Annotated in this window: 15 protein-coding genes; 4 read left to right on the forward strand and 11 right to left on the reverse strand. The window is 58.3% G+C overall.

Going from position 1 to position 17,406, the window contains the following annotated elements:
- Positions 1–107: 107 nt before the first annotated feature.
- The 3 genes from xseA (at position 108) to B4M48_RS13335 (ending at position 2,915) form a co-directional block, all read left to right on the forward strand.
- Entirely contained in the window at positions 108–1,481 is a 1,374-nt protein-coding gene (gene xseA / locus B4M48_RS13325; RefSeq protein WP_071667900.1) for an exodeoxyribonuclease VII large subunit, read from the forward strand.
- 97 nt (positions 1,482–1,578) lie between these two features.
- Complete coding sequence (locus tag B4M48_RS13330) at positions 1,579–2,592, forward strand: M4 family metallopeptidase (protein ID WP_039379600.1); 1,014 nt, start codon at positions 1,579–1,581, stop codon at positions 2,590–2,592.
- A complete protein-coding gene (locus tag B4M48_RS13335) occupies positions 2,589–2,915 on the forward strand; it encodes a protealysin inhibitor emfourin (RefSeq protein ID WP_039379602.1) in 327 nt (108 codons plus the stop codon). The genes B4M48_RS13330 and B4M48_RS13335 overlap by 4 nt, the downstream gene beginning before the upstream one ends.
- Positions 2,916–2,955: 40 nt before the next feature.
- On the opposite strand, the gene B4M48_RS13340 is transcribed toward B4M48_RS13335, so the two are convergent.
- The 10 genes from B4M48_RS13340 to ndk form a co-directional block, all read right to left on the reverse strand.
- A complete protein-coding gene (locus B4M48_RS13340) occupies positions 2,956–5,400 on the reverse strand; it encodes a glucose/quinate/shikimate family membrane-bound PQQ-dependent dehydrogenase (protein ID WP_039379605.1) in 2,445 nt (814 codons plus the stop codon).
- 295 nt (positions 5,401–5,695) lie between these two features.
- Complete coding sequence (gene der / locus B4M48_RS13345) at positions 5,696–7,180, reverse strand: ribosome biogenesis GTPase Der (protein WP_039379608.1); 1,485 nt, start codon at positions 7,178–7,180, stop codon at positions 5,696–5,698.
- 174 nt (positions 7,181–7,354) lie between these two features.
- Positions 7,355–8,536, reverse strand: coding sequence for an outer membrane protein assembly factor BamB (gene bamB / locus B4M48_RS13350; RefSeq protein ID WP_071667898.1), 1,182 nt, complete (start codon positions 8,534–8,536; stop codon positions 7,355–7,357).
- A 19-nt stretch (positions 8,537–8,555) separates the two neighbouring features.
- Positions 8,556–9,173, reverse strand: coding sequence for a YfgM family protein (locus tag B4M48_RS13355; protein WP_039379613.1), 618 nt, complete (start codon positions 9,171–9,173; stop codon positions 8,556–8,558).
- 39 nt (positions 9,174–9,212) lie between these two features.
- Positions 9,213–10,487 carry a histidine--tRNA ligase gene (gene hisS, locus B4M48_RS13360; RefSeq protein ID WP_288656897.1) on the reverse strand — a complete coding sequence of 425 codons (1,275 nt, stop codon included), beginning with the start codon at positions 10,485–10,487 and terminating at the stop codon, positions 9,213–9,215.
- A 107-nt stretch (positions 10,488–10,594) separates the two neighbouring features.
- Entirely contained in the window at positions 10,595–11,716 is a 1,122-nt protein-coding gene (gene ispG / locus B4M48_RS13365; RefSeq protein WP_039379618.1) for a flavodoxin-dependent (E)-4-hydroxy-3-methylbut-2-enyl-diphosphate synthase, read from the reverse strand.
- Positions 11,717–11,754: 38 nt separating this feature from the next.
- On the reverse strand, positions 11,755–12,777 hold the full coding sequence (gene rodZ, locus B4M48_RS13370) for a cytoskeleton protein RodZ (protein WP_071667897.1): 1,023 nt from the start codon (positions 12,775–12,777) through the stop codon (positions 11,755–11,757).
- A complete protein-coding gene (pilW, locus tag B4M48_RS13375) occupies positions 12,767–13,501 on the reverse strand; it encodes a type IV pilus biogenesis/stability protein PilW (protein WP_071667896.1) in 735 nt (244 codons plus the stop codon). The genes rodZ and pilW overlap by 11 nt, the downstream gene beginning before the upstream one ends.
- Before the next feature lie 72 nt (positions 13,502–13,573).
- Entirely contained in the window at positions 13,574–14,743 is a 1,170-nt protein-coding gene (locus B4M48_RS13380) for a bifunctional tRNA (adenosine(37)-C2)-methyltransferase TrmG/ribosomal RNA large subunit methyltransferase RlmN (RefSeq protein ID WP_039379627.1), read from the reverse strand.
- Between the two features lie 186 nt (positions 14,744–14,929).
- Complete coding sequence (gene ndk / locus B4M48_RS13385) at positions 14,930–15,361, reverse strand: nucleoside-diphosphate kinase (RefSeq protein ID WP_039379630.1); 432 nt, start codon at positions 15,359–15,361, stop codon at positions 14,930–14,932.
- 314 nt (positions 15,362–15,675) lie between these two features.
- Here ndk and sseA point away from each other — a divergent pair, with 314 nt between their 5' ends.
- On the forward strand, positions 15,676–16,518 hold the full coding sequence (gene sseA, locus B4M48_RS13390; RefSeq protein WP_039385610.1) for a 3-mercaptopyruvate sulfurtransferase: 843 nt from the start codon (positions 15,676–15,678) through the stop codon (positions 16,516–16,518).
- Between the two features lie 95 nt (positions 16,519–16,613).
- On the opposite strand, the gene sseB is transcribed toward sseA, so the two are convergent.
- A complete protein-coding gene (gene sseB / locus B4M48_RS13395; RefSeq protein WP_039379633.1) occupies positions 16,614–17,381 on the reverse strand; it encodes an enhanced serine sensitivity protein SseB in 768 nt (255 codons plus the stop codon).
- Positions 17,382–17,406: the final 25 nt, after the last annotated feature.

Genomic DNA, 17,406 nt, shown 5'->3' on the forward strand with positions numbered 1-17,406 from the left:
CGAAACCGATTGCCTCTACTGCTTTTTCAGAAAAAGTCTTGATCCTGCGCAGCAGCCCTGTAGTATCGATGAATTAACCCTCTGATTTAAAATTTGATCTTCATCACATGTCGCTACCTGCAACCGCCAATATTTTTACCGTCAGCCGCCTCAACACCACGGTGCGCACGCTGCTGGAAAATGAGATGGGCCTGGTGTGGCTCAGCGCTGAGATCTCCAATTTCACGCAGCCCGCGTCCGGCCACTGGTACTTCACGCTGAAAGATGATGGCGCCCAGGTGCGCTGCGCGATGTTCCGCAACAGCAACCGGCGCGTGACGTTCCGGCCGCAGCACGGGCAGCAGGTGCTGGTGCGGGCCAGCGTCACGCTGTATGAGCCGCGCGGCGACTATCAGTTAATCATTGAAAGCATGCATCCGGCGGGTGAAGGCCTGCTGCAGCAGCAGTTTGAGCAGCTGAAAGCGCAGCTCAGCGCAGAAGGGTTGTTCGATCAGCAGTTCAAACAGCCGCTGCCCGATCCGGCCCGCCAGGTCGGGGTGATCACCTCCGCAACCGGCGCCGCGCTGCATGATGTGCTGCGCGTGCTGCACCGCCGCGATCCCTCATTACCGGTGGTTATCTATCCCACCGTGGTGCAGGGGGCCGATGCGCCGGCTGCTATCGTGCGTGCCATCGAACTGGCCAACCAGCGCAACGAATGTGACGTGCTGATTGTCGGCCGCGGCGGCGGCTCGCTGGAAGATCTCTGGTGCTTCAACGATGAGCGCGTGGCGCGTGCGATTTTTGCCAGCCGCCTGCCGGTGGTCAGCGCCGTGGGGCATGAAACGGATGTCACTATCGCCGATTTTGTCGCCGATCTGCGCGCGCCCACGCCCTCTGCCGCCGCTGAGATTGTCAGCCGCAATCAGGTCGAGCTGCTGCGGCAGCTGCAGTCACAGCAGCAGCGCATGGAGATGGCGATGGACTACTATCTCGCCGGGAAGCTGCGTTATCTCACGCAGCTTCAGCATCGCCTGCAGCAGCAGCATCCGCAGCTGCGCCTGGCACGGCAGCAGACCGCCCTGTTTCAGCTGCAGCGTCGCTTAGGCGCAGCCGCCGATCGGCAGCTGCGCAGCGCGCAGCGCCAGCAGGATCGGCTGCTGCAGCGGCTCAGTGCGCAGCAGCCACAGGGGCGGATCCTGCGCGCGCAGCAGCAGCTCGCGCAGTGGCACTACCGTCTGCAGCAGAGCATGCAGCAGCAGCTGGGACAGGATCGCCAGCGCTTTGGCACGTTGATGGCGCAGCTGGAAGGAGTCAGCCCGCTGGCGACGCTGGCGCGCGGCTTCAGCGTTACCACCGATGCGCAGGGCGAAGTTGTAAAACAGATCGCGCCGCTGCAGCCAGGCGACAGGCTGCGCACCCGGCTGGAAGATGGCTGGGTGGAGAGCGAAGTCACCGCCCTCACGCCGCTGAAACGCCGCCGTAAACCCCGCCAATCCTGACCAGCACGCAGGGAGATCCCCTCCCTGCCTGCACGTTTCCTGCTCTGCCTGACCCCGGTCTATACTCTTTGCATACCCATCACTCAGGGAGTCCGGCATGTCATACAGCGTAATTCCCCCCTATATTCTGCGTAACATCATCGACAACTGTGCAGGGCCGCAACAGGAGTCGGCGCGCCGCACGCTTACTCACGTTCAGCAGCTAATGGCGGAGCCGCACCGCGTCATCGCACCGGCGGATATCGCCCGGCCAGGTCAGGTGCTGCGCGCCATTTTTGATGCCAGAGAGAGTCAGACGCTGCCCGGCACGCTGATACGTCAGGAAGGTCAGCCTGGCAACGGCGACGTGGCTGCGGATGAAGCCTGGGACTATCTGGGCGTTACTTATGATTTTTTCTGGAACGTTTATCAGCGAAACTCGCTCGACAACAAAGGGCTGAAGCTGGACGGTACCGTGCACTACGGCCAGAATTATCAGAATGCTTTCTGGAACGGCCAGCAGATGGTCTTTGGCGACGGTGACGGCGAGATTTTTAATCGCTTCACCATCGCGATTGACGTGGTCGCCCATGAACTGACGCACGGCGTCACGGAAAGCGAAGCGGGACTGATCTACTTTCAGCAGGCGGGCGCGCTGAATGAGTCGATGTCTGATGTCTTTGGCTCACTGGTAAAACAGTATCAGCGGCAGCAGCGCGCGGAGGAAGCGGACTGGATCATCGGTGAAGGATTGCTGGCTAAAGGCATTAACGGCAGCGGTCTGCGCTCCATGTCAGCCCCCGGCACCGCCTATGATGACCCGCTGCTGGGTAAAGATCCGCAGCCGGCGGATATGGCGCACTATATCGAAACGCGTGATGACAACGGCGGCGTGCATCTCAACTCCGGTATTCCTAACCGCGCGTTTTATCTTGCGGCCACCGCGCTGGGCGGTTTTGCATGGGAACGCGCCGGTCAGGCGTGGTATGACACGCTGTGTGACAAAACCCTGCCGCAGGATGCTGATTTCAGCACCTTTGCCCGCTTTACCGTTGAGCATGCGGCAAAACGCTTTGATCGGCAGGTCGCGGAGCAGATCCAGGCCGCCTGGCAAGAGGTGGGTGTGAAGTGAACATAGAACTGACGGATGACGCGATCGTAGAGCTGGCGCGGGAGGGCGGCTTCGCCTTTATTCCCAAACTGCGTAAAGAGCGGCGTTTTGCGCTGGCCCAGCTGCCGGAACCGCAGAAACAGCGGGTCTGTCAGGTGCTGGAGCAGGCGCTGCCGCTCGGCGAGCAGGCGGAACAGGCTACCTCCGCAGGCAGTGGCGATCAGCACTATTTCCGCATCCAGATCACCTACGCCACCCACCATGAGGCGGGTGCTATCGTGATTTACGTAGCGGAAAAAGATGCGCCGCCAGCGCTACAGGCGCTGTGGCAGAACGGAGAGTAGGCAAAAAAAAGGCCGGCATCCTCTGCCGGCCCTGCTACTCTTACTTGCTGTCTGGCAGCGCGTAAGCAATCACATAATCCCCGCGATCCGGCGACTGGCGTGCGCCACCGGCAGAGATCAGGATGTACTGCTTGCCATTTTTGGGTGAGACATAGCTGATTGGGCCACCCTGGCTGCCGACCGGCAGGCGCGCTTTCCACACCTCTTTACCGGTTGAGCTGTCAAAGGCGCGCAGGTAGTAGTCCTGAGTACCGGCAATAAACACCAGTCCGCCCTGCGTCGCCAGCGTACCGCCCAGCGTTGGCATACCTACCGGCATCTGCGCGTGCATTTTGATACCAAACGGGCCGGTATCCTGCACGGTACCCACCGGCACCTGCCAGACAATCTGACGCGTTTTCATGTCGATGGCTGAAAGCGTACCAAACGGCGGGGCCTGGCACGGAATGCCGAGCGGCGACATAAAGCGGTTTTTGTTCACCGCATATGGCGTGCCCTTAAGCGGTACGGCGCCCATGCCGGTGTTAACCGATTCACCGCCGTTGCTGCCGCGAGCCACTTTGCTGGTGTCCTGCGGGATCATCTGTACCCACAGGCCAAGGCGCATATCGTTGACGAACATATACTGATTGTTGGGATCAAACGAGATACTGCCCCAGTTCAGACCACCCAGAGACCCCGGGAAGCTGAGCGATTTGTCCGTGTCCGGTACGGTGAACAGACCGTCATAGCGCATGCCTTTAAACGCGATACGGCACGCCAGCTGGTCAAACGGCGTCGCGCCCCACATATCGGATTCCGTCAGCGTCTGGTTGCCGATATTGGGCATCTCAACCGAGTGCGGCTGGGTTTTGGTGTACTGCTCGTTCGGGATGTGACCCTGCGGCATCGGCCGCTCTTCCACTTTGGTCAGCGGCTTGCCGGTCAGGCGGTCCAGCACCCAGATCATGCCGGTTTTTGCCCCGATGACCACCGCCGGTTTGGTGGTGCCATCCTTCATCGGGAAGTCGACCAGGCTTGGCTGCATCGGCAGGTCAAAGTCCCACAGGTCGTTATGAACTGTCTGATAGACCCACTTCTGTTTGCCGGTGGTGGCATCCAGCGCGAGGATAGATGCACCGTAGGTGTGATCGAGCTTTGTGCGATTCGCGCCCCACAGATCCACTGACGAGCTGCCCATCGGCAGGAACACGGTGTTCATCGCCGGATCGTAGGAGAGCGGCGCCCAGGAGTTCGGCGTGCTGCGGGTATAATCCTGACCCGGCATCAGTACCGCATTCGGATCGTCGTTGCCCGGATCGAACGCCCAGCGCATTTTACCGCTGATCACATCAAAGCCGCGCAGTACGCCGCCTGGCATATCGGTCTGCACATTGTCCGCCACGCGACCGCCGACTACCACGGTGGTACCGGCAACCTGCGGTGCGGAGGTCAGCTGATAGAGCGGATCGGGCGCCTTGCCCAGCCCCTGCTTCAGGTCAACCACGCCGTTGTTGCCAAAGCTGGCGCAGAACTCACCGTTGTCGGCGTTAATCGCGATAAGACGCGCATCGATCGTGTTCATCAGGATACGGCGCTGGCAGCTGTCGCCTGCGGCCAGAACCGGTGCCGGCACCGGCGTGGAGCCTGGCTGCGTGGGCTGCGTCACCGGTTTGGTGGCGTCAAAATAGGCCAGACCGCGGCAGCGGTTCCACACTTCCGCCTGCGCATTGATTTCACGCTTCCAGATCTGCTTACCGCTGTCCGCTTCTACCGCAATCACATTGTTGTGCGGCGTGCAGAGATAGAGCGTGTTGCCAACCTGCAGCGGCGTCTGCTGATCTTCAGCGCCATTGCCGGTCGGGCTGAGCGGTGTGTCGCCGGTACGGAAGGTCCAGGCAACCTGCAGTTCATTAACGTTGTCACGCGTGATCTGATCAATCGCCGCAAAACGATCCCCTTCCGGCGTGCGGCCGTAGCTGCTCCAGTCCTGCTGCGGTTTGCTTTTATCCACCGGGATCAGCGGCAGCTGCGAACCGGTAAAGGCCACGGTAGGATGCGGCTGAAACATCTGCACCACGGTGGCGATCATGCCAACCGCAATCAGCGCTGACAGTGCGTAAGAGAGCGTTGCCAGCGGCGCTTTGCCTTCGCTTTTGCGCAGCGCAGGCCAGGTCAGAAATGCGAACAGCATCAGCCCCGCCGGCACCATCAGCCGGGAAACCAGCGGCCAGAAGTGCCAGCCGGCATCCATTACCGCCCAGATCAGGGTTCCGATAAACGCCAGGACCAGCAGCGTCACCGCTGACGCTTTACGCCGCATAAACTGGACCGCCGACGCTATCATAACGATACCGGCAATCAGAAAGTATTTACTGCCATCCAGCGCCGCCAGTTTACCGCCGCCAATAGCGAAAAACAGGCCGATCGCCAGCAGCACCAGCCCGAACAGCACGGACCAGACGCTGAGTCCCCTGCCGGGGCGAGTGGAATGTTCTGCCTTCACACAAACTCTCCTGAAAAATAGTGCATGCCGCCTGTCCGGCTTCGTCGCGGGACACAGCAGCACCCTGTTTAATGACGAACCGCAAAGCAGTCCGCAACCGCGCACTCATGCATGAGAACGCGGCATATCAGGGCGAGCTCACCATAAGGCGGCAGGATTGTACCAGATGGTACAATTGAAAGTGAACGATCATAACGCAGGGTTTACCGGCCAATAGCATTTTTGCTACATCTGCCGGGCTAAGCCGCTGTTAAATCACAGGCAAAAAAAAAGAGCCCGGCGGGCTCTTTTTTACTTAACGCTTATTCTTTTTCAGGTGCGCCAGCAGACGCTTGCGCTTGCGCTGCTGCGTCGGCGTCAGCAGATTGCGTTTGCCGGCATACGGGTTATCACCCTCTTTGAACTGGATACGGATTGGCGTACCCATAACGTTCAGCGAGCGACGGAAGTAGTTCATCAGATAACGCTTGTAGGAATCGGGCAGATCTTTTACCTGATTACCATGGATGACCACGATAGGCGGGTTGTATCCACCGGCGTGCGCATATTTCAGCTTAACGCGACGGCCCCGCACCAGCGGCGGCTGATGATCTTCTGCTGCCATATTCATAATCCGCGTCAGCATGGAGGTGTTTACGCGTTTGGTTGAGCAGTCGTACGCTTCCGTTACGGATTCAAACAGGTTACCTACGCCGCTGCCGTGCAGCGCCGAAATAAAGTGTACGCGGGCAAAATCGATAAAGCCGAGACGATAATCCAGCGTCTCTTTCACTTCATCTTTTACTTCCTGCGACAGGCCATCCCATTTGTTGACCACAATCACCAGCGAACGTCCGCTGTTGAGGATAAAGCCCAGCAGGGAGAGATCCTGGTCGGAGATACCGGCACGCGCGTCAATCACCAGCATCACGACGTTAGCATCTTCGATCGCCTGCAGGGTTTTGATCACCGAAAATTTCTCAACGGTATCGGTGATCTTGCCACGCTTGCGCACCCCGGCGGTGTCGATCAGGACATATTCGCGCTCGTCACGCTCCATCGGGATATAGATGCTGTCACGCGTCGTGCCTGGCATGTCATAGACTACCACGCGATCTTCACCAAGAATACGGTTAGTGAGCGTTGACTTACCTACGTTAGGACGACCCACGATAGCCAGCTTAATCGGCAGGCCGGTCGGATCAAACTCCTCTTCCTCTTCCGCCTCTTCGCCACTCTCTTCTGCGGCTAATGCGGCCCAGTAAGCTTCGTTTTCATCCTCTTCGCTGACTTCCTGCGGGTCTGCCACGTCCATCCACGGCAGCAGCGCGGTTTCCAGCAGCGAGGTAACGCCGCGACCGTGCGAGGCGGCAATCGGATGAATATCACCCAGACCTAGCGCGTAAAAGTCCAGCACGGCGGCATCGGCGTCCAGGCCATCCGTTTTGTTCGCTACGAGGAACGTCGCTTTTTCACGGGAGCGCAGATGGTTAGCGATCTGCTGATCCGCCGGCATAACGCCTGCGCGGGCATCAACCATGAACAGCACCACATCCGCTTCTTCAATCGCCAGCAGCGACTGCTCCGCCATGCGGTTCTCTACGCCCTCTTCGGTGCCATCAATACCGCCGGTATCGATAACAATAAATTCGCGCCCTTCCACTTCGGCGCGACCATATTTGCGATCGCGAGTCAGTCCAGGGAAATCGGCCACTAACGCATCACGGGTGCGCGTTAAGCGGTTAAACAGCGTGGATTTCCCCACATTGGGACGCCCAACCAGCGCGACCACAGGTACCATAACACTTGCCTCAGTTTAAAAATGAATCGCCCGAATGGCGTGAGTATAACGACATTTGCCGCCCGCTTCAGGCTTAAGGCGCCTAGAATATCACGCCTGACAAAAAACAGAACGGCTCCTGACGAATCAGGAGCCGTAATTACTGACGGAAATCCATTCCCGCGCGCTCAGGACTTAACGGCTGATGGCGTAAACCTCGCCGCCTTTCGCCTGAATCAGCAGTCTGTCACCGGCCACAACCGGCTCGGTCTGGAAGCCGTCGCTGTCCAGTTTCTGCTGCGCCACAAAGCGGCCATCCAGCGTGTTGATCCAGTGCACGTAACCTTCGCTGTCTGCCACAACCAGATAACCGTTAAACAGCACCGGTGCCGTCAGATTACGGTGCAGCAGATCGCTCTGACGCCACAGCGCTACGCCGCCATCGGCGTTAAGCGCTATCACGCGGTCGTCCTGATCCACCAGATAGATGCGTCCGGCGTCGACAATCAAATCTTTAACGCCGCCGATTTCACGCTTCCACATAATCTGACCGGAACGCAGGTCGAGTGCGGTCAGGTTACCGTTGTACGCCAGCGCATAGACCACGCCATTAACGATAACCGGCGTGGTATCGACGTCACTCAGACGATCGATCTCCGTCGCGCCGCTCGGCTGTGAAATGCGCTGCTGCCAGATCAGCTGACCCTGGTTCAGGATCACCGCGCTGACGCGACCGTTATCACCGCCAACGATAGCGCCGCCAAAGGCGACCGCAGGCGCAGACTCACCGCGCAGCGAAAGCGCCGGCATATCGAGGTTCACGGTCCATTTTACCGCACCGCTGCTCTGATCCAGTCCCTGCAGCATACCGTTACTGGTGTGAACCAGTACCAGGCCATCGCTGACCACCGGACGGGAGAGCGCTTCACCGGCGACTTTGGTCTGCCACGCCAGCGAGCCGTCGCTGCTGTTGAGTGCAAATACCTGCCCGCGCTCGCTGCCAATATAGATCCGATCGCCGCTGGCGGTGACGCCGCCGGAGAGCAGCGCAGAGATGTTTTTCGAGAAGAAACCAGTCTTCTCAGAGAGATCGACTTTCCACTTCTCTTTACCGTTGCTGGCATCCAGCGCCTTTACCACGCCAAAACGGTCGGCAGCGTAAACGGTGCCGTCCAGCCATGCCGGATGCAGGTTGGAGTAGAAATCGCCAATGCCGTCGCCTACTGACGTGCTCCAGACAGTTTCCGGCGTGAACTGATTTTCCACTTTCGGCAGCGGAGCCATCTTCACTACATCTTCTTCGCCGCTGAATAGCGAGCAACCGCTGAGCAGAGTGACGGAAATCAGCCCTGGCAGCAGGTATTTACGTAATTCCATGTGCGCTCTCTTGTCTGGCTTAACTTAAGTTATCTATTTTCATCTGCAGCATCTGCTTCAGTGCCGGAGAAGCCTGCGAACCCGCGCCTTTACTCCAGGCATCGCGCGCGCCCTGCTTGTCGCCTTTGCTCAGCAATGCTTCACCGCGAATATCTGCCACAATCGCGCTCCAGCCGTCACCCTTAACGTTATCCAGGGTAGCCAGCGCGGCATCAGCCTGCTTCTGCTGCAGCTGAATACGCGCCAGACGCAGGTTGATAACCGCCTGCAGATTGGCATCTTTGGTGTCGTTTAGTCCTTTCTGCAGCAGCGCAATGGCTTTATCAAGCTGGCTGGTCTCAACGTACTGCTTCGCCAGGTCCAGCGCGGCCAGTGCACCGTAGGTATTGCTGTTTTCGCTGGCGAAGCTGGCAACGGCCTCCAGGCTTTCCGGTTTATCCGCCTGCATCGCGCTGGTGAGCTGCTGATACTCCGCAGATGCCGCTTTGCCTGAATTTTCCTGATGCGAACTCCAGTAGCGCCAGCCGCCCAGCGCCGCGATCCCTACTACCACGCCAATCGCCAGTGCTTTGCCGTTATCGGCGAAAAAGCGGCGCAGCGCATCAACCTGTTCATTCTCGTTGCTGTAAACTTCCACGCAATCCCTCTCCTTAAAATGGCTGTTGCCGCGTGCTGCTTACTGCAGCAGCGTCTGCAACGTCGCAGCGGCGTCCTGCTGAGCCAGCGTCTGCTGGTCGCCGGTGCGCAGATCTTTAATCACCACCTGGCCCGCTTTCACTTCATCTTCGCCGAGCACCAGCGCAATGCGTGCGCCCCATTTATCTGCACGGGCAAACTGCTTTTTAAAGTTGCCGCCGCCGAAGTTGGTCATCAGCTTCAGCGCCGGGTTGGCATCACGCAGCGTTTCCGCCAGCTGCATAGCCGCAGACTGAACGCCCTGCCCTGAAGCGATAACATAGACATCAACAACCCGCGTCGGTTCAAATTCAGGATTCACCGCCTGCACCAGCAGCACCAGCCGCTCCAGACCCATGGCAAATCCTACCGCTGGCGTGGCTCGTCCGCCCAGCTGCTCAACCAGGCCATCGTAACGCCCGCCGCCGCATACGGTGCCCTGCGAGCCGAGGCTGCTGGTGACCCACTCAAAGACGGTGCGGTTGTAGTAGTCGAGGCCGCGCACCAGACGCTGGTTGACGCTATAACGAATACCGGCATCATCCAGCAGCGCGCAGAGTCCGGTGAAGTGGGCGCGCGACTCTTCATCCAGGAATTCGCCCAGCGTTGGCGCATCATTCAGCAGCGCCTGAATTTCCGGATTTTTGCTGTCCAGCACGCGCAGCGGATTGGTGTACATGCGGCGTTTGCAATCTTCATCCAGCACATCCTGATGCTGCTCCAGAAACGCCACCAGCGCACTGCGGTAGTCCGCGCGCGCCGCCAGAGAGCCGATGGAGTTCAGCTCCAGTTCAACGTGGTCAGCGATGCCCAGCGCTTTCCACCAGCGCGCGGTCATCATAATCAGCTCAGCATCAACATCCGGCCCCTGCAGGCCAAACACTTCGACGCCCATCTGATGAAACTGACGATAGCGCCCTTTCTGCGGACGCTCGTAGCGAAACATCGGACCGACATACCAGAGGCGCTGCTCCTGGTTATAGAGCAGACCATGTTCAATACCGGCACGTACGCAGCCCGCCGTGCCTTCCGGGCGCAGCGTCAGGCTCTCGCCGTTACGATCTTCAAAGGTGTACATCTCTTTTTCAACCACATCGGTCACTTCACCAATGGCACGGCTGAACAGTGGGGTATGCTCGACGATTGGCAGACGGATTTCACTGTAGCCATAGCTGGCCAGCACCTGCTTCAGGGTGCCCTCGATACGCTGCCAGATTGCGGTGTCGGCTGGCAGGAAGTCGTTCATCCCGCGAATCGCTTGAATATTCTTCGCCACGTTAAAATCTCTTAATACAAAAAAACCTGTCCGGCATCATACCTTATGAGGATGAAACCGCACAGGTTCATTCATAAACTGGTACGCGCCGGGCGCGCACCGCCTGGTTATTTTTCCAGCTGCTGCACGCTGATTCGACGACTCTCATCCAGCATGGATGCCTTGGCACGAATGCGCGCTTCCAGCTGATCGATCATGTCATCGTTGTCGAGACGATCGCGTTGACGAACGCCATCCTCGTAGAAACCGCTTTTCTTGCTGCCGCCGGTAACGCCGAGCGTCGAAACGGTAGCCTCGCCCGGACCGTTGACTACGCAGCCGATAATGGAGACATCCATCGGCGTAATAATATCTTCCAGCCGTTCTTCCAGCGCATTCACGGTACCGATCACATCAAACTCCTGACGTGAGCAGGTCGGACAGGCGATAAAGTTGATCCCGCGCGAACGGATGCGCAGTGATTTCAGGATGTCATAGCCAACTTTTACCTCTTCTACCGGATCGGCTGCGAGCGAAATACGCAGCGTATCGCCGATGCCCTCTGCCAGCAGCAGACCAAGGCCGATTGCCGACTTCACCGCACCCGCGCGCGCGCCGCCCGCTTCGGTGATCCCGAGATGCAGCGGCTGATCGATCGCTTTTGCCAGCAGGCGGTAAGACTCTACGGCAAGAAACACATCAGAGGCTTTAACGCTGACTTTGAACTGATCGAAGTTCAGACGATCGAGATGATCGACATGGCGCATAGCGGATTCCAGCAGCGCCTGCGGCGTGGGTTCGCCATACTTCTCCTGCAGATCTTTCTCCAGTGAACCGGCGTTCACCCCGATACGAATCGGAATGTTGTAATGGCGGGCGCAGTCCACAACCTGACGAATACGTTCGTTGTTGCCGATGTTGCCCGGATTGATACGCAGGCAGTCAACGCCATACTCCGCCACTTTGAGAGCGATACGGTAGTCAAAGTGAATATCCGCTACCAGCGGCACGTTGACCTGTTGCTTAATCAGTTTAAAGGCTTCCGCCGCGTCCATGGTCGGTACCGAGACGCGCACGATATCCACACCCACACGCTCCAGCGCGCGGATCTGGTTAACCGTGGCTTCCACGTCGGTGGTGCGGGTATTGGTCATGGACTGAACGGCGATGGGGGCACCATCGCCGACTGGCACCTTGCCGACGTAAATACGCGTTGATTTGCGACGGATAATGGGTGCTTCGTTATGCATATTTTCTCTCCACAATTCCCCGGAAAGCGCGCTGCGCGTTATTGCGCACCCAGCGTCAGACGGGCAACCTGGTTATTACGGATAAAACGACTTAAATCAACGGGCTGATTCTGATATTGCACGTCAACCGCACGCGGTGCGCCAATTTTCAGACGATACGGAGGCGTGCCGGAGAGGCTGAGCTTGCCACCGCTGCGCTGTATCCCGCTGAACAGTTTTTTGCCGGTTGCATCGCTGACTTCCAGCCAGCAGTCGGCCTTGAAATTCATAACCACAGCGTTGGGATCGCCTGCAGGCTGGCTGACAGCCGCGCTCGCGGTTGGCATGCTGCCAGCTGCGACGCTGTTGGCCGGTGCCGGCGAGGTGGCCGCTGGCGGCGCGTTATCAACCGGCGCCTGCGAAGGAGAAACGACCGCGTTATCACCAGAGGTGGCCGAAGAGGCAGCCGGCGCGCGGCTGCTGTTATCCGCGCTGCCAGCGGTGCTGCTCTGTGAGGTCACCGCGCCGGCACCGTTATCAACCGGCGTGCCGGCGGCATTGGTGTCGCTGTCACTGGTGCTGTCGGTGCTGGTATCGCCCAGCGGAATAGACTGACCGCCGTCGCTGCTGCCGTTCTGATCGGCCATTGAGACCAGATCGTCCTGCGAAGCCTTGTGATTCTGCCACCACCAGGCGCCGGTCAGGCCGATAACAACAAACGCCACCAGCCAGGTAAAGATCATCAGCCAGCCATCGCGCTTTTTGCGGCGCTTGCCCAGCGAGAAGCTCTGCATCGGCGCGATTTTGGCCGCGCGCACCGGCGCCTGCTTTGCCATCATCGGCAGCAGATCGTCTTCCGGTACATGAACCAGGCGGGCATAGGAGCGAATATAACCGCGCAGAAAGGTCGATGCGAGATCGGCCGGCGACTTATCCTCTTCAATGTCACGCACGGTAGAAAGTTTCAGGCACAGGCGCTCAGCGACGTTTTGCTGCGTCAGCCCCATCTGCTCACGGGCCAGACGCAGGCGTTCACCTGTGGAATGTACTGCAGATTTTTCTTGAGTGGCTTCAGTATTCATTAGCTAAATAACGCTGGTACTGTATCGATTGTGGAAAACTTCGCGCCAACCGGTCGCCATAACGTGTAACGTCAGCAGCGTTTCCCTGTTGCGCGGCGAAACGTATCTGTAACCACAGACTCTCTGCCGTTGCGGGCAGACGCTGATGGTAGAGTTCTAAAAGCACGGGAAGCATTTTTCCTGCCGGCTGCATCAGCTGCCGTTCACCCTCCTCCAGCAGCCAGTTTCCCTGCTCAGGTGCGGCTTCCAGCGCCTGCAGCAGCCGTTTGCGCCCGGCGGCCTCGTCGCCCGCCTGCAGATAACAATAGCCTGAAATCAGAAGGAGATCCTGACGGGCATCGCTCTCCGGCGCCGCACTTGCCAGCTTAAACTGTTGATGCGCTTCGCCATACTGCCCTAATCTGCAGAGAAACGCACCGTAATTGTTAGCGACATAACCATTAGCGGGCGCTAACTGTTGTGCCCGCTGGTAGTACCGGCGCGTCTGTATACTATTCTGCTGCGCCTGAGCGACCCGCGCCAGCGCCAGGGGCACGCGGTAATCTTCAGGAGCCACGCGCTGCGCCTGCAGCAGATTGCGTTCAGCAGCCGCTAAATTATTTGCGGCTAAATAGTGCAGTCCCAGCTGCAGACGAATATCCGCCGCACGATGTGATGACGGGCCGGTGACACACCCGGTTACAACAAAGCCTGCCGCAACGGCAATACCTAATCCTTTTAGCATAGCGCTCTCCCTGCGAATAAACCGGGAGAGTGCCACGCTTTACGCCCGCAGCGAATCGGCGGGCGTGCGGTTTCAGATCGCCTTCACAGAGATAGCGTCACCCGCCATCTTTTTACGCAGCGTACGCTTGGTACGGTCGATCACATCGCCCGCCAGCTGGCCGCAGGCCGCATCGATATCATCGCCGCGGGTTTTACGCACGATAGTGGTAAAGCCATAGTCCATCAGCACTTTAGAGAAGCGATCGATACGGCTGTTGGAGCTGCGGCCATAAGGGGCTCCCGGGAAGGGGTTCCATGGGATCAGGTTGATCTTGCAGGGCGTATCCTTCAGCAGCGCTGCCAGCTCATGCGCATTGTCGGTGCTGTCGTTGATATGGTCCAGCATCACATACTCAATGGTCACGCGGCCCTGATTGGCATTGGATTTGCCGATATAGCGCTTCACCGCCGCCAGGAAGGTTTCGATATTATATTTTTTGTTGATCGGGACAATTTCATCGCGAATGGTATCGTTCGGCGCGTGCAGCGAGATCGCCAGCGCTACGTCAATCATATCGCCAAGCTTATCCAGCGCGGGCACAACGCCTGAGGTGGAGAGCGTGACGCGGCGCTTGGAGAGGCCAAAGCCAAAATCATCCAGCATAATATCCATCGCCGGCACGACGTTGTTCAGGTTGAGCAGCGGCTCACCCATGCCCATCATCACCACGTTGGTAATAGGACGCTGGCCGGTGACTTTCGCGGCGCCAATAATTTTGGCCGCGCGCCATACCTGACCAATAATTTCGGAAACGCGCAGGTTGCGGTTAAAACCCTGCTGCGCCGTAGAGCAGAATTTGCACTCCAGCGCGCAGCCTACCTGAGAAGAGACGCACAGCGTGGCGCGCTCCGCCTCCGGAATATAGACCGTCTCCACCAGCTGATCGCCTACGCGAATCGCCCATTTGATGGTGCCGTCGCTGGAGCGCATCTCCTCCGCTACTTCCGGCGCGCGGATCTCTGCGCGCTGCATCAGCTTGCCGCGCAGCACTTTATTGATATCCGTCATCTGCTCGAAATCGTCGCAGCAGTAGTGGTAAATCCACTTCATGACCTGATCGGCACGGAACGGCTTCTCGCCCATTTCGATAAAAAATTCACGCATCTGCTGACGATTGAGATCGAGCAGGTTAATTTTTTCGTTTTTAGGAGAAACCACGGCGGGGGACGCGTCAGCTGGCGTCACAATCTGTTCAGACATAATAATCTCTGGCCTCGTTGTTACACGTTACGGCTCTGGTTAGGAAGAAGAAAAAACAGCGCCCCGGCTGAGCCAGGCTCAACAGGGGCGCATTATTGTACTATAACTGTGGCACGATGCCAGGGTAACCGTTTTACGCCAGCGTAAAAGGTGTAAACTCCCCTGTCCGCTTCAGCCGCAATGCACTTAGCGGGTGCGCGCGCAGACTTCGTTTTCAGCGAAGAAGTAAGCGATTTCACGGGCAGCAGACTCTGCAGAGTCAGAACCGTGGGTCGCGTTTTCGGTGAAGCTGTCTGCGTAATCTGCACGCAGGGTGCCTGCCAGTGCGTTGTCCGGGTTGGTCGCACCCATCAGGTCACGGTGACGCTGAACGGCATTTTCGCCTTCCAGAACAGAAACCACTACCGGGCCAGAGGTCATGAACTCAACCAGACCATCAAAGAATGGACGGCCTTTGTGCTCAGCGTAGAAGCCTTCAGCCTGCTCTTTGGTCAGGTGCAGCATTTTTGCGCCAACGATTTTGAAGCCCGCGCTCTCAAAACGGTTGTAGATAGCACCGATAACGTTCTTAGCAACGGCGTTTGGTTTAATGATGGAGAAAGTACGTTCGATTGCCATGATTACCTCTGAATTAGCATCCTGAATAAACCGGGAACCCTCTCCCGGTAAGAAAAACGCGCCGATTATAGGGAGATCGACGCGTGTTGCCTATGAGTGATTGGTGGAATTATTGAAAATAATTACTTTTTGCGGTGCAGGCTGCACCGTGACGCACCCGCCACGGGTTTACGCCCTGTGCTGCAGGCCGGATATCTTCAGCAGAACAGATGCTGCATTTTCATCCCGCGGCGCTCACTTTAGCCATTGCGGGCTTGAGATAGCCTGCACATTCCCGGAGACTGACCTTTTCCGCAAGAAGAGAGAAGATGGCAATGACGGTTCCCCTGTTTGTATCTGCTGAGTGGCTGCATGAGCACTACGGTGATGAAGAAGTACAGGTGCTGGATGCGCGCATGGTTCCGCCGGGTCAGGATGCAGTGCGCGATGTCACCGCAGAGTATCTGGCCAGTCACCTGCCGCAGGCAGCTTTCTTTAATATCGAAGCGCTTTCCGATCACACCAGCCCTTACCCGCATATGATGCCCCGCCCGGAGAGTTTTGCTGTCGCAATGCGTGAGCTGGGGGTGGTGCAGGATAAGCATCTGATTGTGTATGACGAGGGTAATCTCTTCTCTGCCCCGCGCGCCTGGTGGATGCTGCGCACCTTTGGCTGCCAGCGCATCTCCATTCTGGCCGGCGGTCTGCAGGGCTGGAAAGCCGCAGGTTTGACTACCGCAGACGGCCCGGTGGCGCTGCCGGAAGGTGACTTCGCGGCACACTTCGACAGCAGTCAGGTGAAGCGACTGAACGATGTACTGCTGCTCAGCCATGAAGGAGGCGCGCAGATTGTGGACGCGCGCGCAGCAAACCGCTTTAACGCTGAGGTGGATGAGCCGCGTCCCGGCCTGCTGCGCGGACATATTCCGTACAGCCTGAATCTGCCGTGGAACAGTCTGGTGGAGAATGGCGCGCTGAAACCCGCCGCCGAGCTGCGTCAGCAGTTTGCGCAGGCAGGCGTGGCGCTGGATAAGCCCATCGTTGCCAGCTGCGGCTCGGGCGTAACGGCGGTGGTGCTGATTCTGGCGCTGACGGCGCTGGGCGTCCGCGACGCAACGCTCTATGACGGCTCCTGGGGCGAATGGGGCAGCCGCGACGATTTACCGATTGAAAAATAGTCACCTGCCTGAAACCAGGGCGCCATGAATGGCGCCCCTACAGGGAATTCCCGCGTTATGCGCGTGCCAGGGCCATACGCATCAACATACGATGGTTAAATGATGCGCTGGCTGCCTTTAAAATCGCGCAGGAAACTGCCCCAGCGCCGCTCATAAAATGGCGTGATATGCGCGGTAAAAAAATGGCTGACGCCATGCTGTCCGGCATCCACTTCGCAGATATCAACAGGAGCATCATCGGTCAGCGTATCGGTCGCCACGCTGCCTGCGGCCTGAATAATTTCATCGATATCACTGTCAGCTTCTATACCAATCAGCAGATTAGGCGCTTCGTTCACGCTTTCACGCAGGCTGGCAATGTAGGCGCGGCGCACCTGTTTATATTTAGCAAACAGCTGGGTCAGGGAGTCGATCATCTGTGCCGGCGGCTCAGCTACCTCCGACAGCAGCAGCGCGTGGCCGCCCTCCAGCACTGTCTGCTGGCTCAGCGCACTTCCCTCCTCACCCAGCAGATGCGCGATTTCACCCGGCGTAAACTCTTTACCCGCTGGTAATTTCGGGTTCAGAAACAGCGCTTCCCCCAGCGTCATCTCAAACAGCGTACGCGCCGGCAGGCGCAGCCACGGCTGTTCATCCGTTATCGCTTCGCGCATAGCCGCCTCAGAGCTGAAGAACGGGATCACGCTACCGCCTCCCTCTTTCTCCCAGTGCTGTAACTCGACGGGCGAGGTCGCGTTAAACTGTTCAGCCGGGCTTTCGCCTGGCACCCAGACATCTGCGGCCAGCAACAGCTGAAAAAACTCCGGGCGATGCGCCGGCTCGGTGGCCGCCAGCTTCAGCACCTCTTCAAGACGATTACTCATGCGTGTTTCATTCCAAAAAAGCGGG

Origin of the sequence: Pantoea sp. UBA6567, from assembly GCF_002434165.1 — a bacterium.
Lineage (GTDB): Bacteria > Pseudomonadota > Gammaproteobacteria > Enterobacterales > Enterobacteriaceae > Pantoea > Pantoea eucrina.